General features: G+C 73.3%; 15 protein-coding genes. 4 read left to right on the top strand and 11 right to left on the bottom strand.

The features are described 5' to 3' along the window. Positions 1 to 25 precede the first annotated feature (25 nt). From ACZ2G1_RS12695 to ACZ2G1_RS12655, 9 genes are all read right to left on the bottom strand, one after another. Positions 26 to 1,261: an acyl-CoA dehydrogenase family protein gene (locus tag ACZ2G1_RS12695; protein WP_035924192.1), complete on the bottom strand. Its 1,236-nt coding sequence runs from the start codon at positions 1,259 to 1,261 to the stop codon at positions 26 to 28. After that, the gene (locus ACZ2G1_RS12690; RefSeq protein ID WP_035924193.1) at positions 1,258 to 2,715 is read right to left on the bottom strand and encodes an MFS transporter; all 1,458 of its coding nucleotides are present in this window, start codon (positions 2,713 to 2,715) and stop codon (positions 1,258 to 1,260) included. The genes ACZ2G1_RS12695 and ACZ2G1_RS12690 overlap by 4 nt, the downstream gene beginning before the upstream one ends. Then, entirely contained in the window at positions 2,712 to 3,152 is a 441-nt protein-coding gene (locus ACZ2G1_RS12685; protein ID WP_035924194.1) for an acyl-CoA thioesterase, read from the bottom strand. Before ACZ2G1_RS12685 ends, ACZ2G1_RS12690 begins: the two co-directional genes overlap by 4 nt. Further along, positions 3,149 to 4,363, bottom strand: coding sequence for a CaiB/BaiF CoA transferase family protein (locus tag ACZ2G1_RS12680; protein ID WP_470376905.1), 1,215 nt, complete (start codon positions 4,361 to 4,363; stop codon positions 3,149 to 3,151). The genes ACZ2G1_RS12685 and ACZ2G1_RS12680 overlap by 4 nt, the downstream gene beginning before the upstream one ends. Before the next feature lie 34 nt (positions 4,364 to 4,397). Beyond that, entirely contained in the window at positions 4,398 to 5,279 is an 882-nt protein-coding gene (locus ACZ2G1_RS12675) for a 3-hydroxyacyl-CoA dehydrogenase family protein (protein WP_272026360.1), read from the bottom strand. 68 nt (positions 5,280 to 5,347) lie between these two features. Continuing rightward, complete coding sequence (locus tag ACZ2G1_RS12670) at positions 5,348 to 6,244, bottom strand: enoyl-CoA hydratase/isomerase family protein (RefSeq protein ID WP_284563061.1); 897 nt, start codon at positions 6,242 to 6,244, stop codon at positions 5,348 to 5,350. A 15-nt stretch (positions 6,245 to 6,259) separates the two neighbouring features. Beyond that, positions 6,260 to 8,272 carry a TRAP transporter permease gene (locus ACZ2G1_RS12665; RefSeq protein ID WP_249033762.1) on the bottom strand — a complete coding sequence of 671 codons (2,013 nt, stop codon included), beginning with the start codon at positions 8,270 to 8,272 and terminating at the stop codon, positions 6,260 to 6,262. Next, positions 8,262 to 9,419 (bottom strand): TAXI family TRAP transporter solute-binding subunit, encoded by a 1,158-nt coding sequence (locus tag ACZ2G1_RS12660; RefSeq protein ID WP_031282157.1) that lies wholly within the window; start codon positions 9,417 to 9,419, stop codon positions 8,262 to 8,264. The genes ACZ2G1_RS12665 and ACZ2G1_RS12660 overlap by 11 nt, the downstream gene beginning before the upstream one ends. A 29-nt stretch (positions 9,420 to 9,448) precedes the next feature. Then, complete coding sequence (locus tag ACZ2G1_RS12655) at positions 9,449 to 10,252, bottom strand: enoyl-CoA hydratase/isomerase family protein (RefSeq protein WP_470376904.1); 804 nt, start codon at positions 10,250 to 10,252, stop codon at positions 9,449 to 9,451. Between the two features lie 189 nt (positions 10,253 to 10,441). Here ACZ2G1_RS12655 and ACZ2G1_RS12650 point away from each other — a divergent pair, with 189 nt between their 5' ends. Together ACZ2G1_RS12650 and ACZ2G1_RS12645 are read left to right on the top strand one after the other, a co-directional pair. After that, positions 10,442 to 11,620, top strand: coding sequence for an acyl-CoA dehydrogenase family protein (locus tag ACZ2G1_RS12650; protein ID WP_470376903.1), 1,179 nt, complete (start codon positions 10,442 to 10,444; stop codon positions 11,618 to 11,620). A gap of 155 nt (positions 11,621 to 11,775) precedes the next feature. Beyond that, on the top strand, positions 11,776 to 12,993 hold the full coding sequence (locus tag ACZ2G1_RS12645) for an MFS transporter (RefSeq protein ID WP_109269031.1): 1,218 nt from the start codon (positions 11,776 to 11,778) through the stop codon (positions 12,991 to 12,993). A 143-nt stretch (positions 12,994 to 13,136) separates the two neighbouring features. On the opposite strand, the gene ACZ2G1_RS12640 is transcribed toward ACZ2G1_RS12645, so the two are convergent. Together ACZ2G1_RS12640 and ACZ2G1_RS12635 are read right to left on the bottom strand one after the other, a co-directional pair. After that, positions 13,137 to 14,477, bottom strand: a complete 1,341-nt coding sequence (locus tag ACZ2G1_RS12640; RefSeq protein WP_470376902.1) for a heparan-alpha-glucosaminide N-acetyltransferase domain-containing protein — start codon at positions 14,475 to 14,477, stop codon at positions 13,137 to 13,139. 184 nt (positions 14,478 to 14,661) lie between these two features. Continuing rightward, entirely contained in the window at positions 14,662 to 15,084 is a 423-nt protein-coding gene (locus tag ACZ2G1_RS12635) for a hypothetical protein (protein WP_095649963.1), read from the bottom strand. Between the two features lie 204 nt (positions 15,085 to 15,288). Here ACZ2G1_RS12635 and ACZ2G1_RS12630 point away from each other — a divergent pair, with 204 nt between their 5' ends. After that, positions 15,289 to 16,038 carry a response regulator transcription factor gene (locus ACZ2G1_RS12630; protein WP_095649964.1) on the top strand — a complete coding sequence of 250 codons (750 nt, stop codon included), beginning with the start codon at positions 15,289 to 15,291 and terminating at the stop codon, positions 16,036 to 16,038. Continuing rightward, a complete protein-coding gene (locus ACZ2G1_RS12625; protein ID WP_017831806.1) occupies positions 16,038 to 17,579 on the top strand; it encodes a sensor histidine kinase in 1,542 nt (513 codons plus the stop codon). The genes ACZ2G1_RS12630 and ACZ2G1_RS12625 overlap by 1 nt, the downstream gene beginning before the upstream one ends. Positions 17,580 to 17,589 lie beyond the last annotated feature (10 nt).

Below are 17,589 nucleotides of genomic sequence, written 5' to 3'. Positions count from 1 at the left end.
CCCGCCCTCTCGCCGAAGGGGGTGCTCAGCTGAAGGCCGAGATCCCGGTGATGTCCCGGCCCACGAGCAGCGCCTGGATGGAGTCGGTGCCCTCGTAGGTGGAGACGACCTCCATGTCCGTCATGTGCCGGACGACGTGGTTCTCGAGCAGCAGCCCGTTGCCGGCCAGGAGGTCCCGGGCCTCGTTGCAGATCCACTTGCCCTTCTGCGCCGTGGCCATCTTCACCATCGAGGCCTGCGCGTTGGACAGCTGACCGCGGTCGGCGAGCTCGGCCATGCGGTCGCAGAGCAGCTGCATGGTGGTGAGCTCGCTGAGCATGTTGGCCAGCCGGGACTGGACCAGCTGGTAGCCGCCGATGGCCCGGCCGAACTGCTGCCGTGTCGCGGCGTAGTCGGCGGCGATCTCGAAGGCCGCCATGCCGTGGCCGACCGCCTCCCACGCGGCGCCGCCGCGGGTGGCCTGCAGCACCCGGGAGACGTCCTTGAAGGACCGGCAGTTCTCGAGGCGATTGCCCGCCGGGACCCGCAGGCCCTCGAGCACGATGTCGGCCTGCTGGATGGCCCGCTTGCCGACCTTGCCGGTGATCACCTCAGGCCGGTACCCGGCCGGGTGGTTGCCGTCGGCGTCCTTCTCCACGACGAACGCGTTGACCTTCCCGTCCTCGGTGTTGCGGGCGAACAGGACGACGACGTCGGCCGCGTCCCCGTTGCCGATCCACCGCTTGTGCCCGTCGATCACCCACTCCTCGCCCTCGCGGCGGGCGGAGGTCTCCAGGGCCACGGAGTCCGAGCCGTGCTCCGGCTCGGTGAGCGCGAACGCCCCGGTCTTCTCCAGCCGCGCCATCGCCGGCAGCCAGCGCCGCTTCTGTTCCTCGGACCCCAGCATGTTCAGCGCCCCCATGCACAGGTTGCCGTGCACGCCCAGGAACGTGTTGATGCTGCCGTCGGCCCTCGCCATCTCCCGGGCCACCATGCCCGCGGCCTTGCGGGACATCCCAGGGCAGCCGTAGCCCTGGATCGTGGTGCCGATGATGCCCAGCTCCGCCAGCCCGGGCACCAGCTCCCAGGGGAACTCGGCGCGCTCCCAGTAGTCGTTGATCACGGGCAGCACGCGCTGCTGGGCGAACTCGCGGACCCGGTCCCGGATCGCGATCTCCTCGGGCGTCAGGTCGTCGTCCAGCCGGAAGTAGTCGGAGGTCGCGGCGCCCGCGCGGACGGCGGCCGGGGCCTCGGTCGAGGGGGCGCTGGAGATGGTGGTCATGGTCGGTCCTTTCGTCGGCGGGTCCCAGGACCCGCGGTGGTCGGAGTGGTCGGTGGTGCCGGGCGTTCCCGGCGGGTGGCCCGCAGGATCGCGAGCAGTCCCAGCGCGGTCAGGGCGACCGCGGGGAAGACGAGGAGCGAGGCGCCGGTGGCCCACGCCAGGGAGACCCCGGAGTAGCCCACGGCCATCGCGAGGAAGCGGACCATGTTGTGGATGCCGATCGCGGTCCCGGAGCCCCCGGCGGGCGAGAGCAGGAGCTCCGTGGCCGCCGCGCTCTGGGCGAAGGCGATGCCGGTCCCTGCGAGCACGAGCCCCAGGACCACCAGGGACACGATCACCCAGTGGGCCACTCCCAGACCGGACGAGACCATGGCCAGCGTGACCACCGGGGCGGCGACCACGAGGATCAGGACCCCACGGCCGAGCTGGACGCCGCTGCCGTGCCGGCGGCCCACCCGCGCCGCGACGGGTCCCGCCGCCGTCATGGCGAGCGCCAGGGTGAAGACCACGGCGCCGATCCGGGCCGGGCCCAGGTCCAGGTCCGAGGCGAGGAACAGGGGCACGGCCACGATGGCCACCGCCATGGACCCCATCGCCAGCCCCGCTCCGGCCGCTGCCGTGAGGTAGGCCGGGTCCCGCAGCAGGGCCGGGTCCAGCAGGGGCCGCGGGGACGTCGCCCCGGACGCGGCCCGCCGGGCCCGGCGCCGGCAGAGGTGGGCGAACAGCCACCAGCCGAGCACCGCGCAGACCGCGCTCGCCGCCGCCCAGGACCAGGGGCCGGACTGCCCGGCCAGCACCACGGCCGCGGCCGTCGAGCCGCCGCCGAGGACGAGCCAGACCATCGCGGCCACGTGCATCGGCGGGCGCCGCCGCCCGATCCGGGGCATGAACGCCACCAGGAGGACCATCAGCACGAGCACCAGCCCGGCGTGCACCACGAAGACCCAGCGCCAGCTCAGCGCCTCGGTGAGGACACCGCCGAAGGGCGGGCCCACAGCCTGGCCCACGCCGATGGCGGAGGCCCACGCGCCCATGGTCTGCGCGGTCCGCTCCGGCCAGGTGGTGACCAGGGCCGCCTGCACGCAGGGCGGGATCGCGCTGCACGCCGCGCCCTGCACCATCCGGGCGAGCACGAGCGACTCCATGCCCGCCGCCGCGGCCGCCGTGAGCTCCGCGAGGACCATGACGCCCAGCGCCGAGATCAGGAAGGTCTTGACCCCGAGCCGGTCGCCGAGCCAGCCGGCGAGCGGGACGGCGGTGGCCATGGCCACCGTGAAGGCGCTCACGGCCAGCACCGACTGCTGGGCCGTCATGCCGAGGTCCGTCTGGATGACGTACAGCGGCGCGTTGATCACGTTCGAGGACATCGTGCCCATCGCCGTGGTGGCCAGCAGCGCCGGATAGGCGATCCGCCGCGCCCGCAGGGCGGGCCGGCCCCTCCGGAACGCGGTCATGCACGCACGGTCACGGAGTCCGGCTCCGGCTCCGGGACGACGACGCCCTCCAGGGCGGCCCGCACCGACGCCGGCAGCGGGGTGGAGCGGCCCGTGGCCGGGTCCTTCTGCACGAGCACCGTCCGGGCGCGGACCGCGACCTGCCCGTGCTGGACCAGCTCGTAGGCCACCGTGTAGGACGACCGGCCGAGGCGGCAGACCCAGACGCGGGCCGTGAGCTCGGGGCCGTGGTCGATGGAGCGCAGGTAGTCGAGCGTCAGGGAGACCACCACGCGCGGCCGGGCGGGGTCCGGGACGCCGTCCTCCCCCAGCCAGGAGGCGACCGCCGAGAGCCGCGCCTCCTCGATCAGGGTGACCACGCGGGCGTTGTTGACGTGCCGGTTCAGGTCCTGGTCGGACCAGCGCACGGGCAGCACGGTGGTGTGCACGGCGCTCACGACGCCTGCCGGACCGCGGGCTCGCCGCGCTCGAGCCACGCCAGGACTCGGTCCCGGTCCGCGTCGAGCAGCGGCGGGGCCTGCGTGTAGTCGACCGGGGTGCGGCTGAAGTCGACCGGGTGGCGGACCGTGGGGACCTCCCGGCCCCCCGCCCCGGCCAGCACCACCGGGTCCAGGCCGAGGTCCTCCGCGAACCGGACGCCCTCGTCCACCCCCAGGATCGGGGCACAGGGCACCTTGACCGCCTTGAGCAGCTCGAACCAGTCCTCGGCGTCCCGGGCGGCGAGCCGCTCGATCATCAGCCGGCGCAGCTCCACCCGGTTGGCGTTGCGCGCGGACACCGTGGCGAACCGCTCGTCCTCGGCGAGCTCGGGCGCGCCGAGGCACCGGCACAGCCGCGCGAACTGCCCGTTGTTGCCCACCGCGATGACCATGTCCTTGTCCCGGGTGGGGAAGGGCTCGTAGGGGTAGAGGCTCGGGTGCTCGTTGCCCATCCGGGTGGGGACGCTGCCGCCGGCCACGTAGGCGGCGGACTGGTTGACCAGCCCGGACAGCGCCGAGGTCAGCAGGTTCAGCTCCACGTGCTGGCCCGTCCCGGAGGACTGCCGCTCGTGGAACGCGCCCAGGATGCCGGTGGAGGCGTGCAGGCCCGTGATGACGTCGAAGAGGGCCACGCCGGCCCGGTACGGCTCGCCGTGCTGGCTGCCGGTGAGGCTCATCATCCCGGAGAGGGCCTGGGCCAGGAGGTCGTAGCCGGGCAGGTCGGCGCCGCCGGCGGTGCCGAAGCCGGTGATCGAGGCGTAGACGAGGTCCGGGCGCCAGGCGCTGACGCTCTCGTAGTCGAGGCCGTAGCGCACCAGGCCGCCGGGCTTGAAGTTCTCCACCAGGATGTCCGCCCGGGCGATGATCCGCTCCACGACCGCGAGCTGCTCGGGGTCCGAGAAGTCCAGGGCGATGGAGTGCTTGTTGCGGTTGACCGAGAGGAAGAACGTGCTCTCGCCGTCCCGGTGGGGCGGGACCCACGCGCGGGCGTCGTCCCCGGCGGTGCTCTCGATCTTGATGACGGTCGCGCCCATGTCCGCCAGCAGCATGGTGCAGTAGGGGCCGGCGAGCACGCGGCTGAGATCAGCCACCACCACCCCGGCGAGCGGGCCCGTGCCGGGGCGGCCGAAGATCTCCTGCAGGTCGTGGGCGTCCTCGAACTGGCTCATGTTCTCTCTTTTCGTCGTCGCGTCTCGTCCGGGCTCAGCCGGCGTACTCGTACCAGCCGCGGCCGGTCTTGCGGCCGTACCGGCCCTGCTCGTAGAGCTTCTCCACGGAGGGGTGCGGGAGGTCGTCGGGGTCCCCGCTCTGCTCGTGCTGGGCCAGCCGGATCAGGTAGGCCACGTCGATGCCGACCAGGTCCATGAGCTCGAACGGCCCCATGGGATGGCCCAGGGCCGTCCGCGCGGCCACGTCGATGTCCTCGAAGCTCGCCACGCCGTCGGCCTCGAGGCGCAGCGCCTCGTCCCGCAGGGCCCCGAGGAGGCGGTTGGCCACGAAGCCGGGGACCTCGTGGTGGAGCCGGACGGGCTGCTTGCCGAGCCGGCGGGCGAGCTCCGTGGTGGTCTCCGCGGTGGCGTCGGAGGTCTGCGGGTTGCGCACCACCTCGACGCAGGCCATGACCAGCGCCGGGTTGAAGAAGTGCATGTTGCACACCCGGTCCGGGCGGCCGGTCGCGTCCGTGAGCAGGGACGAGGGGATGGTCGAGGAGTTGGTCGCGAGGATCGCGTGCTCGGGGGCGGCCTCGTCCAGGTCCGCGAACAGCTGCCGCTTGATGTCGAGGCGCTCCACGGCGGCCTCGAGCACGAAGTCGGTGGTGCGGGCCGCCTCGAGGGAGTCGGTCGTGTACGCCATCCGGGCGAGGGCGGCGTCGACCTCCGCCCGGCTCCGGCTGCCCTTCTCGGCGAGCCGGCCGAGGCGGCGGCGCACCTCGCCCCGGGACCGCTCGAGGGCGGCGGGGTCGAGGTCGCTGGTGGTGACGGTGTAGCCGGCGAGGGCGAAGACCGCCCCGATCTGGGTGCCCATGGCACCGGATCCCACGACCAGGACGTCTCGGACGGCGTCGATGCTCGGCTGGGGGTTCATGTCTGCTCCTCGGAGGTTGTGGTGGGGCCCGTCGGCGGGGCCGCGGAGTTCGGGGCTGGGGCCGGTGGTCAGTCGTCGTCGCGGAAGCGGGCTGGGCGCTTCTCCAGGAAGGCGCTCGCGCCCTCGGCCTTCTCGTCGGAGGCGTAGAGCAGGGACTGGGCCAGCCGCTCGAGCAGCAGCCCGGTGCGCTGGTCCGTCTCGGCGCCGTTGCGCACCACGAGCTTGGCCAGCCGCACCGCCAGGGGGCCCTTGGCGAGGATCGAGTCCGCGGTGGCGAGCGCCGCGTCCATCAGCTCGTCCGCCGGGACCACGCTGGTCACCAGGCCGATGCGCAGGGCCTCCTCCGCGTCGATGATCCGGCCGGTGAGGATCATCTCCTGGGCCCGGCCGAGCCCGACGAGCCGGGACAGCCGCTGGGTGCCGCCGGCGCCGGGCAGGATGCCGAGGTTGGTCTCGGGCAGTCCGAACCGGGCGCCGGCGGCCGCCACGCGGATGTCGCAGGACATCGCCAGCTCGTTGCCCCCGCCCAGCGCGAAGCCGTTGACCGCGGCGATCGTGGGCAGCTCGAGGTCCTGGATCCGGTCCCAGAGGCGCTGCATCCGGGCCCGCAGGCCGTCCCGCAGCGTGTAGCCGACCAGCTGGGAGATGTCCGCCCCGGCCACGAAGGCCTTCTCCCCCGCGCCGGTGAAGACGACGGCGCCGGCGTCCTCGTGCCGCTCCAGCGCGTCGAGCGCCGCCTCGATCCCGTCCAGCACCCCGACGTTCAGGGCGTTGCGCACCTCGGGGCGGTTCACGGTGACGACGGCGACCCTGCCCCGCAGCTCGGCCGTGACGGTGCCGGTCCCGGTGTCGAGGCGGGTGCCCGCGCCGGTGTCGGCCGGAGGGGCGGTGGTGGTGCCGGCCGGAGCGCCGGTGGTGCTGCCGCTCGTGGCGGCGGTGGTGGTGTCCGTGGTGGTGTCGGTCATGGCGGGTCCTTCCGGTCAGACGGTGGCGGTGGCGGGCGCGGGGGCCGGGGCGGGAGCGGCGTCGTCGTCGTCCGTGGGTCCGGTCCGCACGGTGAGGAAGGTCAGCAGCACGCTCCCGGCCACGAGGACCAGGCCGGCGACGGCGCTGAGCGGCGTGGGCAGGAACAGCAGGAACCCGCCGACCGCGGCCGCGACCCGGAACAGGACGGGCATCCGGCGGTCGAAGCCGACCGTCCAGCCCTCGATGGCGGAGGCCAGGGCGTAGACGCCCACGATGCTCAGGGCGAAGGCCAGCAGGATCCGGCCGGGCGAGTCCTGGGCGACCAGCGCGGGGTTGAGGGCGAAGCCGAACGGGACGATGTACTTCACCGCGCCGAGCTTCATGGCCGCCACGCTGGTGGCCATGGCGGGAGCCTTGGCCAGGCCCGCCGCGGCGAAGGCGGCGAGACCCACCGGCGGGGTGATGTAGGAGACGGACGCCCAGTAGATGACGAACAGGTGCGCCGCGAGCGGGTTGACCCCGAGGTCGATGACCGCCGGGACCATGACGATCGCCAGGAACACGTAGGCCGCGGAGATCGTCATGCCCATGCCGAGGATGAAGCAGGTGACGGCGCCGGCGATGAGGATGAGGACCACGTTGTCACCGACCAGCGAGACCAGCTCGCGGGCCAGGGACAGGCTCACGCCCGTGGCGGTGAGACCGCCGACGATCAGGCCCACGCCGGCGATGATGCCGATGATGTTGCCCAGCGTCCGGCCGGACTCCACGAGGAAGTCGGCGAACTCCCGCAGCCCGAACTTCTGGCCCGGGCGCAGCACGGCCACGACCAGCAGCACCAGGATCACCCAGTACGGCACCTGGGTCTCGGAGTTCGTGAGGAACAGCAGCCCGGTCAGCAGGGCCAGGGCCAGGACGTAGGGCCAGCCCCGGACGAGCGTGGCGAGGGCCCGGGGCAGCTGGGCCACGGGCACGCCCTTGAGCCCCTTGCGGGCGGCGTAGCCGTCCACCTGCAGGTAGATGCCGAGGAAGTAGAGGACCGCGGGGATGGTCGCGGCCACCAGGATCTCCGTGTAGGGCACGCCCACGAAGGAGACCATGAGGAACGCCGCGGTGCCCATGATCGGCGGGGTGATGGACCCGCCGGAGGACGCCGTGGCCTCGATGCCGCCCGCGTAGGTGGGGCTGAACCCGGAGCGCTTCATGGCCGGGATGGTCATGGGCCCGGTGGTCAGGACGTTGGAGACGGCGCTGCCGCTCATCATGCCCATCGCGGCGCTGCTGGCCACGGACACCTTCGCCGCGCCGCCGCGGTACCGGCCGAAGATCGACATGGAGAGGTTGTGGAAGAAGTCCGCGCCGCCGGTGTGCTGCAGGGCCACCCCGAAGACCAGGAAGCCGATCAGGATGGTCGCCGCGGTCTGGATGGGCAGGCCCAGCACGCCCTCGGCGCCCATGATGTGCACCTGCGCCAGGGTCGGCAGGTCGTAGGTGACGCCCTGCAGGACGCCGATCGGCAGGTTCTCGGCGACCAGCGGGTACAGGGAGAAGAGCAGCGCGATGACCGTCACCGTCAGCCCGCCGGTGCGGCGCAGGGCCTCGAGCACCACGAGCCACAGCACGAACGCGGCGACCGTGGCGGTGGTGGGCGCCATGTACTCCCAGCCGAAGTCCTTGATCCGCGTCCCGTTGACCGCGAAGTAGCCGCACACGGCCGCCGCGACGACCATGAGCAGGACGTCGAACCACTGGACCCGGCGCTCGCGGACCGGGGCGGTGCTGCCGCCGGATCCGTGCTCCTGCTGGGCCTCCACCTGCTGGGCGAGCGGGATCCTGCGCAGGGGGTTGACGATGAACACGACCGGCAGGAACACCGCCAGGATGAGGTACAGGTAGGAGTTGGTCAGCAGGGACAGCCCGCCCACGTTCCAGAAGAAGACCTGGTTCATGGCCAGCAGCACGCCCAGGACGGTCAGCACGATCACCACCGTCCGCCAGAACGGTGTCACCCGGGTCTCAGTTCGCATCGTCGGTCTCCTCGCCGTCCAGCTCGTCGGTCTTCCAGTCCGTCCAGTTCTGCTCGAGCTCCTCCGCGGAGGAGGAGGACTCGACGACGCCGGGCCAGGCCTCGCGCATCCGCTCGCCGCGCTCGATCAGCTCGTCGTTCTTCCGCTCCAGCTCCTCGGTCCACACGCCGCGCTCCTCGAAGTAGCGGACGGTCCCCTCGTGGAAGGGGACCACCAGCGGCTCCTTGAGCACGGCGTCGAAGGCGAACTGCTTCGTGTCCGGGGTGGTGCCCTCGTAGTGCTCGTAGTTCTCGACCATCGACTTCACGAGGTGGTAGACCTCGTCCGCGTCGCGGGAACCCATCGTGGTCAGCGGGATCGTGTACTCGAGGACGCGGGCGCTCTCGCCCTCGTCCATCCCGGCGGCGTTCGTGACCTCGCCGACCGACACCATGGGCATGAGCTCCTCCCAGGTCTCGTAGCGGGCCGGGTCCGGGTCGTCGAAGCCCAGCCACTTGACGTCCGTGGAGGACGCGAGCTCGTCGATGTTGGAGCCGACCACGTTCTGGTACAGGGCGTCGATCTGGCCCGCCTCGAGACCGGCGATCTGCTCGCCGTAGGAGATGGGGACCTTCTGGACGTCCTCCCCGGTCAGGCCGCCGTAGTTGAGGAAGCCCTCCATCTTGTTGTTGATGGACGTGTTGGCGGTCAGCTCGGGGAACCGCTTGCCCTCGAGGTCCGCGAAGGAGTCGATGCCGCTGTCCTCGCGCACCAGCAGGCCGTAGTTGCCCAGCGGCGCCCACACCATGCGGATGTCCTGGGGGCCCCACTCCTCGCTGGCGTACTCGTAGTCGCCCTCGAAGGCGTAGTAGTACTCGTCCCCGGCCCGCGAGTAGTCCACGGTGCCGTTCACGAGGGGCGCCAGCCGGCCGATGCCGGTGTCGGCCGTCATCAGCCGCACCTGCACCCCCTCCTCGTTGGTGAGGGTGTTCGCGATGGCGGCGAGATCGTTGTAGGTGCCGGTGCCCACGTTGTAGGTGGACCACACCAGCTGCTGCGGCAGGCCGTTGGGGCCCACCGGCTCGTCCCCCTCGGCGCTCGCGCAGCCGGTCAGCCCCAGCACCGCGACGGCGCCCAGAGCGGCGAGCCGTGACTTCGTTGTCCTCATGATGACCTTTCGACGTGCGGTGGGGGCGCTCAGCGCCCGGAGAAGGAGGGGACCCGCTTCTCGAAGAACGACTGCTTGCCCTCCAGGAAGTCGGCGGTGCCGAAGAGCGCGGGCTGGTGGTCCCGCTCGAAGTCCAGGGCCTCGCCGAGAGAGCCGGAGGCCTCGCGGATCCCCCGCTTCACGGCGGCGACGGCGAGCGGGGCCCGGCCGGCGAGCTCCGCGGCGCGGGCGACCGCGGCGCCGAGCACGTCCGGGTCCGGCAGCACGTGGTCGGCCAGCCCCGCGTCCAGGGCGGTGGCGGCGTCCACCGGGGCGGCCTCCAGCAGGATCCGCCGGGCGCGGGCCGCACCCGTGCGCTGGACCAGGGAGTGCACCAGCCCGCCGTCCGGGGCCAGGCCCAGGCGGGTGAACGGAAACAGGAACCGGGCGCTCTCGCCGGCCACCACCACGTCGCAGCAGCACACCAGGCCGACGGCCACGCCGGCGGCGGGCCCGGTCACCGCGGCCACGACCGGCTTCTCCAGCTGCGCGAGCTCCTGCACGAGCCCGGCCACCTCGGCCATCCGGGCGGCGGACTCGACCGGACCGGCGGGCGGCATGGAGGCGAGGTCGCCGCCGCCGCTGAAGCAGCCTCCCGCGCCGGTGAGCACCAGGGCGCCGACCCCGGGGTCCGCGGCGAGCTCCGCCAGGGCGGCCCGCAGCCGGGTGCGCAGCTCGGGACCGAGCACGTTGCGGCGGCGTTCGTCGTCGAGCGTCAGCACGGCCACGGCACCGGTGCGCTCGATGCGCACCCGGGGCGGGACGTCGACGACGCGGGGGGACGATCGGGTCACAGGAGTCCTCCGAGGGGTGGATGGATGTCGTGCAGATCACATTCCCACGACCCACTGTGAAACCTCAAATACCTAATGTGCAGTTCAGTGATACCTAAAGCTCAAATATTGAGCGGGGTGTGTTGCCCAGGTCACGCATGCGTCATCCTCGTCAGAGGCATCACCGCACCCCGATCCCCAGGAGGACCCATGAACGCCGCCGCGACCGACCTGCTCGACGTCGAAGCAGACCTCAGCGCCGAGGAGCTCGAGACCCGGGACGCCGTCCGCGAGTTCGTGGACCGGCGGATCCGGCCGAACATCGCCGGGTGGTTCGCCGACGCCGTCTTCCCGCAGGAGATCATCCCGGAGATGGCGCAGCTCGGCCTGCTCGGCATGCACATCCAGGGCTACGGGTGCGCCGGGAAGTCCGCGGTGCAGTACGGCATCGCGATGCAGGAGCTCGAGGCCGGGGACTCCGGCCTGCGCACGTTCGTCTCCGTGCAGGGCTCGCTGGCGATGTCCGCGATCGCCAAGCACGGCTCCGAGGAGCAGAAGCAGCGCTGGCTGCCCGGCATGGCCGCCGGCGAGATCATCGGGTGCTTCGGCCTCACCGAGCCCACCGCCGGCTCGGACCCCTCGACCATGGCGACCACCGCGGTGCGCGAGGGCGACGCGTGGGTCCTCAACGGCGCCAAGCGCTGGATCGGGCTCGCCTCGATCGCCCACGTGGCCGTGATCTGGGCCAAGGCCGTCGACGAGAGCGGGCAGGAGCGCGTCCGCGGCTTCCTCGTGCCCACGGACACCCCCGGGTTCACCGCCACGCCGATCGAGCCGAAGCTGTCGATGCGCGCCTCCATCCAGTGCGACATCGCCCTCGAGGACGTCCGGCTGCCCGCCGACGCGATCCTGCCCCACCACCCCGGTCTGCGGGGACCGTTCTCGTGCCTCAACGAGGCCCGCTACGGGATCGTCTGGGGCGCCCTGGGCGCGGCCCGCGACAGCTTCGACGCCGCACTGGCCTACTCGCAGCAGCGCATCCAGTTCGACAAGCCGCTCGCCGCCTACCAGCTCTCGCAGGCGAAGCTGGTGAACATGGCCCTGGAGATCCAGAAGGGGCAGCTGCTGGCGCTGCGCATCGGGCGGCTCAAGGACGAGGGCCGCCTGGAGAACCACATGATCTCGGTGGGCAAGCTCAACAACTGCCGGATCGCGATCGAGGTGTGCCGGGAGGCGCGCACGATGCTCGGCGGCAACGGGGTCACCCTCGAGCACTCGCCGCTGCGCCACGCCAACAACCTGGAGTCCGTGCGCACCTACGAGGGCACCGACGAGGTGCACACCCTCATCCTGGGCCAGCAGCTGACCGGGCACTCCGCCTTCCGCTGACCACGCGCCTGCCGGGCGGGCTGATGAAGATCACACCGGGAGGCATGGGAGACCGGGGCGAACGCGCGTAGCATCGAAGGCTGTCCCTCCCCTTTCCTTCGGGCTCGACGACGTGCTCGTTCCCCGTCCCTGCGCCCTCCCCGGAAGGACCCGCCGTGTCCGCACCCCGCACCGCCCTGCTCCAGGTGGTCAACGCCCCCGGTCCCGCCGGCACCCGCCTCGCCATCTTCGCCCTGGCGATGGGCGGCTTCGGGGTCGGCACCACCGAGTTCGCCTCGATGGGCCTCCTGCCGTTCATCGCCGAGGACTTCGGCGCCTCGATCCCCGCCGTCGGCCAGTCCATCTCCCTCTACGCCCTGGGCGTGGTGGTCGGGGCGCCGCTCATCACGTCCCTCGCCGCCCGGGTGGAGCGCAAGACCCTGCTGCTGGCGCTGATGCTCACGTTCGTGGTGGGCAACGGGCTCTCGGCCGCCGCGCCCTCCCTCGAGTGGCTCTACGTGGCCCGGTTCCTCGCCGGCCTGCCCCACGGCGCCTACTTCGGGGTCGCCGCGGTGGTGGCCTCCTCCCTGGTGGCCCGCGAGCGGCGCGGCACGGCCGTGGCCCGGGTGATGCTGGGGCTCACCATCGCGAACATCGTGGGCGTGCCCTTCGCCGCGGCCCTGGGCGGGGCCCTCGGCTGGCGCTCCGCCTATCTCCTGGTGGTGCTCCTGGGCGCCCTGACCATCGCCGCCCTGGCCCTGTGGGTGCCGCGCACCCGCAACGAGGGCATGGCCTCGGCCGCCCAGGAGATCCGCGCCCTGGCCCGGCCCCAGGTGGCCCTGACGCTGCTCGCCGGGGCGATCGGCTTCGGCGGCATGTTCGCGGTCTACACCTACATCTCCCCGACCCTCACCGAGCTCACCGGCCTCGACATCGGCACCGTGCCGTGGGTGCTGGCCGTGTTCGGCGTGGGCATGACCGTGGGCTCGCTGCTGGCCGGTCCGCTCATCGACCGCTCGATCGAGCGCACCGCCCTCGGCGCCGGCGCGGTGTCCGGTGTGGCCCTGGCGTTCTTCGCGCTGTTCGTCCACGTCCCCGTGGCGGCGGTGCTCGGCGCGCTGTGGATCGGCATCATGGGCTCGATCTTTACGACCTCGCTCCAGGTGCGCCTGCTGCGCGAGGCCAAGGACGCCCCGTCCCTGACCGCCGCGATGAACCACGCGGCGTTCAACCTGGCCAACGCCGTGGGCGCGTTCCTCGGCGGTGTGGTCATCTCCGCCGGCTGGGGGTACCGCTCCCCCGCCTGGGTGGGTGTCGGCCTGGCAGCGGCCGGCCTGCTCATCCTGGGCTACGCGGCGCTGCGGCGCCGCAACGCGCCGGCCGAGACCCGGTAGCACCCGCCCGCAGGGCGGAGCGCTGGGCTCGGTCCGCGCGGCTCGATTCGCAGTGCTCGGCTCGGGCGCTGCCCGAGCCGCGCTGCCCAGCCGTGCGCTGCCCGAGCCGCACCGCCCAGCCGTGGGCTGCCCGGCCCGCGTGCTCAGCCCGGGCGCTGCTCGCGGGCGAGCACGCGCCGGCGGGTGGCGCGCACCAGGGCGGCCACCAGCCGCTCGAGGGGGCCCTGCCCCATGGCCTGGCGCCAGAGGAGGGCGAAGGCCATCGCCACGGCCACGTGGATCCAGAACCACAGCGGCTGGTCGTAGTGCACCTCGGCGGCCAGCGCGAGCAGGTGCGCCGAGTACACGGTGAGGGTCATCGCGCCCATCGCGCTCAGCGGCAGCAGCCAGGAGGCCCAGCGGCGGGCCAGCAGGAGGAACACGCCCAGGGCGGCCACCGCGGAGCCCAGGCCCAGCAGCAGGGCCGGCGGGGTGTTGGTGTACGGGCCGCCGACCGCCAGCCACCACCACGTGGTCGTCGGCAGCGTCGGGTCGGGCCCGAACACGATGACCTCGGTGACGAGCTCCTCGTCGACGCCGGGGGTGCGGGTCACGAGCTGGTCGAGGCCGCCGGCCCGGTCGACGAGCACCCAGGAGGCCAGCGAGGCCCCGGCGGCCAGCAGTGCCCCGCCCAGCACCAGCCCGGTCTGGACCCGGATCCCGGCGAGGTCGAGCCGGCCGATGGCCAGGCCGGTCAGCAGATAGGCCAGGTACGGCAGGGCGGGGAAGGTTCCGGTCAGCAGCAGCCGGGCCGCGGTGGCCCCGGGGTCCCCGACGAGATCGAGGTAGTCCGGGTTGTAGCGCTCCACGACCGGCAGGACGTCCCGCAGCAGGTGCACCAGCGCGGGACCGGCCAGGGCGAAGACCCCCGCCCAGACGAACAGGGCGCGGGCGGGCAGGCGCAGGAACGGGATCGCCAGCAGGAAGAAGGCCCCGTAGTAGACGAGGATGTTGACGGCCGGGACCTCGTCGATCGTGCTCCCCGGCAGCACGTGGTTGATCGCCAGCCCCAGGCCCGCGATCAGCAGCGCGCGGACGGCCACCCCCGCCCGGTCGGCGGTCATCGCCCGGCCGGTGTGCGGTGTCCGGCCACCGGTGCTGAAGGCCAGGCCCACGCCCGCCAGGAGGGCGAACAGCGCCGCGGAGCGGCCGGCGAAGACGGTCCACTGCGCGGTGGGCTCGAAGGTCTCCGGGTCCCACGAGGGCAGGATGTGGATCGCGATCATCCCGATCAGGGCCAGGCCGCGGGCGGCGTCCACCCCGACGAGGCGGCGCTTGGCGGGTGGGGCGGCCGAGCTCGCGGTGGAGCTCGTGGCCGAGCCCGTGGCCGGGTCGGCCGTCGCGCGGCCGGTGGAGGGCTCGTCCGCGGGCGGAGTGCTCGCCGGCCGCGCGGGGACCGGCGCCCACGGCACGGTCCTCGGCGGGCGGCCCCGGGAATCGGTCATGGCAGCGGCCCCCTCGGCGCGGCAGGACGGCGGACCCCCTGCCCGCCGGACCGGTCGGAGGACCGGTGCACACCCCACCTTTGCTGGCGCACATGTGGTGGGCTTTTCGGAATGCTGTGCTTCTGCTGTGACGCGGGCCACGCGACCGGTCCGGCGGGCGACGGGCCGCAGGACCTCCCGAGGTCTACACGGCCTCGGGGCGCCTCGACGACCGGAGTGCGCCGAGGACGGCGCGCACCCGGCGCGGCGCCGCAGCGGGAGCGGTGACCGGGGCCGCGACCGGGGCCGACGACGACGGCACCCCGACGGGGCGCTGGGCCGCCGTGTGCCGGTAGGCCATGGCCCGCAGCTCCACCACCGGGTACTCGAGGCTGCGCCGGGCGGACTCGCTGGGGCGGGTGGTGGCGAAGGCGGTGGCCGCGTCCTGCAGAGACCGCGCGGCGATGAACGGGGCGGCCGCTTCGACGTGGGGCCGCACCGCGTGGCGGTAGACGGCGCGGTCGGACTCGGCGCAGTCCTCCCACCGGGGTGCTCCGGGGTGGGCGGCCCGCTCGTACTGGGCGCGGGCGGCGGCCTCGACGGCGTCGGTGATGGTGATGGTGCGCATGTCCGCTCCTGGGTGTCCGGTGGGTGGCTGGCTCGAGTGGTTCCACTGTCCATCCGGAGTCTGTGCCGGAGCTGTGCCGACCGCCCCGGCCTGTCTGAGAATCCCGGCGGCACGGCACAGGCTGCGCACAGCTTCCACAGGACGTGCGCCTAATCTGGTGCGCAACAGTGGCAGTGTCACGTCCGCCCGGCACCGGGAGCTCCCATGTCCTACTCCTCCAGCTTCTCCGTCCTCACCGAGGTCCTGCCTCGCCTGACCCACCCTGACGGCTCGCCGATCCGGGTGCTGGTGGTGGACGACGAGCCGGCGCTGGCCGATCTCGTGGCCATGGGCACGGGCATGTGCGGGTGGGACGCCCGGATCTCCCACGAGGGGTTCGACGCCGTCCAGCAGGCGCGGGACTTCGCCCCCGACGTGCTGGTCCTGGACCGGATGCTGCCCGGCCTGGACGGGCTGGAGGTCCTGGCCCGGATCCGCCAGTCCTATCCCGAGGTGCCGGTGCTGTTCCTCACGGCCAAGGACACGGTCCAGGACCGGATCGAGGGGCTCGCCTCCGGCGGGGACGACTACGTGACCAAGCCGTTCTCGATCGAGGAGGTGCTCATCCGGCTGCACCGGCTCGTGCAGCGCTCCGGGGTCGCCGCGCAGGACAGCGCCACCCTGGTGGTCGGGGACCTGGTGCTCAACATCGACAGCCGCGAGGTCACCCGCGCCGGGGAGCCGGTCGAGCTGACCACCACGCAGTTCGAGCTGCTGCGCTACCTGATGGAGAACCCGCGCCGGGTCCTGTCCAAGGCCCAGATCCTGGACAACGTGTGGCACTACGACTTCTCGGGCCAGGCCAACATCGTGGAGCTCTACATCTCCTACCTCCGCAAGCGGATCGACGCCGGCCGCGCCCCCATGATCCACACCGTGCGCGGCGCCGGGTACGTCATCAAGCCCGCGTCCTGATGCCGCACGGCCCGCTCCCCGCGCGCCGCCTGCGCCTGGCCACCCGGCTCATCGCCGGCGTGCTCGTCCTCCTGGCGGTGGTCCTCCTCGTGCTGGGCGCCACGATCGTGGAGCTCACCCGCCAGGACCTCGTCGAGCGGCTCGACGGATCGCTGCGCCAGGCCACCGGGCGGGCGCTGACCTTCACCCGGGGGGACCCCGCCCCGGAGCGGGACCCCCTCGACGCCCCCGGCCAGCCGGTGGGCGTCCTGGTGGCCGTGCTGCGGGAGGACGAGGTGGTCACGGCGTCCTACCGCACCGAGTCCGGGGAGCCCGCGCCGCTGCCCGAGGAGGACGTCGCGGCCCTGCGGGAGGCGGGCGCCTTCGCGGCCGAGAGCCCGGACGAGCGCGGCTTCGGGGACCCTCGGCGCTCCACGGGCACGGAGCAGGGGCGGCTCTCCGACGTGGACCTGTCCGTGGGCGAGTACCGGGTCGAGTCGGTCGCCCGGGACGGGCGCAGCGGCAGCCAGGTGCTGGTGACCGGGCTGCCCACCGCGTCGGTCGACGACACCGTGGCGGAGCTCGTCACCACCATGACCGCGGGCAGCCTGCTCGCGCTGGTGACCACGGCGGTGGCCGGGACCGTCGTCGTGCGCCGTGCCCTGCGGCCGCTGGAACAGGTCTCGGCGGCGGCGTCCCGCGTCGCCCGCCTGCCGCTGGCCTCGGGCGAGGTCTCCCTGGCCGACCAGCACGTCCCCGCCGGGCTGGCTCGTCCCGGCACGGAGGTCGGGGAGGTGGGCCACGCCCTGAACTCCCTGCTCGAGAACGTGGACTCGGCCCTGGCCGCGCGCCAGCACTCCGAGACCCGGCTGCGCGAGTTCGTGGCCGACGCCTCCCACGAGCTGCGCACCCCCCTGGCGGCCGTGCGCGGCTACACGGACATGCTGCAGCTCACCGAGCCGCTGACCGGCACCGGCCGCGCCTCGCTGGCCCGGGTGGAGCAGCAGACGCTGCGGATGACCGCCCTGGTCGAGGACCTGCTGCTGCTCGCCCGCCTGGACGAGGGCCGCCCCCCGGAGCTGCGGGACGCCGACCTCGGCGAGCTCGTGCTCGAGGCCCTCACCGACGCCTCGGCCGCGGGCCCCGACCACGACTGGGCCCTGGACGTGCCGGCGGAGCCGGTGCCCGTGCGGGCGGACGTCGCCCAGCTCCACCAGGTGCTGGCCAACCTGCTCTCCAACGCCCGCAAGCACACCCCGCCCGGCACCGCGGTGACCGCCGCCGTGCGGGCCACCCGGGACGGCTGGGCGGAGGCCTCCGTGCTCGACGCCGGCCCGGGCATCCCGCGGGAGTTCCAGGCCAGGCTCTTCGAGCGCTTCAGCCGCCTGGACACCTCCCGGCAGACCCGGGAGGGCAGCACCGGGCTGGGCCTGTCCATCGTCCGCTCGGTGGTGCAGGCGCACGGCGGCACGGTGGACGTGGAGTCCCGCCCGGGCCGCACGCTCTTCACCGTCCGGCTCCCGCTGGGCACCGGCGCAGCGGTGCCCGCCGCGCCCCGGTGACCGACGGCCG

The sequence above is a fragment of the Kocuria sp. KKT182 genome, assembly GCF_055635395.1.
The sequence above is the reverse complement of the archived record's forward strand: the minus strand, read 5'-3'. Positions and strand labels throughout refer to the sequence as shown.

Bases quoted from the DNA above. Each gene is read 5' to 3' on its own strand.
- ACZ2G1_RS12680 (WP_470376905.1), bottom strand. From the start codon at position 4,363: ATGAGCCAGTTCGAGGACGCCCACGACCTGCAGGAGATCTTCGGCCGC.
- ACZ2G1_RS12640 (WP_470376902.1), bottom strand. From the start codon at position 14,477: ATGACCGATTCCCGGGGCCGCCCGCCGAGGACCGTGCCGTGGGCGCCG.
- ACZ2G1_RS12625 (WP_017831806.1), top strand. From the start codon at position 16,038: ATGCCGCACGGCCCGCTCCCCGCGCGCCGCCTGCGCCTGGCCACCCGG.
- ACZ2G1_RS12635 (WP_095649963.1), bottom strand. From the start codon at position 15,084: ATGCGCACCATCACCATCACCGACGCCGTCGAGGCCGCCGCCCGCGCC.
- ACZ2G1_RS12665 (WP_249033762.1), bottom strand. From the start codon at position 8,272: ATGCGAACTGAGACCCGGGTGACACCGTTCTGGCGGACGGTGGTGATC.
- ACZ2G1_RS12660 (WP_031282157.1), bottom strand. From the start codon at position 9,419: ATGAGGACAACGAAGTCACGGCTCGCCGCTCTGGGCGCCGTCGCGGTG.
- ACZ2G1_RS12690 (WP_035924193.1), bottom strand. From the start codon at position 2,715: ATGACCGCGTTCCGGAGGGGCCGGCCCGCCCTGCGGGCGCGGCGGATC.
- ACZ2G1_RS12650 (WP_470376903.1), top strand. From the start codon at position 10,442: ATGAACGCCGCCGCGACCGACCTGCTCGACGTCGAAGCAGACCTCAGC.
- ACZ2G1_RS12675 (WP_272026360.1), bottom strand. From the start codon at position 5,279: ATGAACCCCCAGCCGAGCATCGACGCCGTCCGAGACGTCCTGGTCGTG.
- ACZ2G1_RS12630 (WP_095649964.1), top strand. From the start codon at position 15,289: ATGTCCTACTCCTCCAGCTTCTCCGTCCTCACCGAGGTCCTGCCTCGC.
- ACZ2G1_RS12670 (WP_284563061.1), bottom strand. From the start codon at position 6,244: ATGACCGACACCACCACGGACACCACCACCGCCGCCACGAGCGGCAGC.
- ACZ2G1_RS12695 (WP_035924192.1), bottom strand. From the start codon at position 1,261: ATGACCACCATCTCCAGCGCCCCCTCGACCGAGGCCCCGGCCGCCGTC.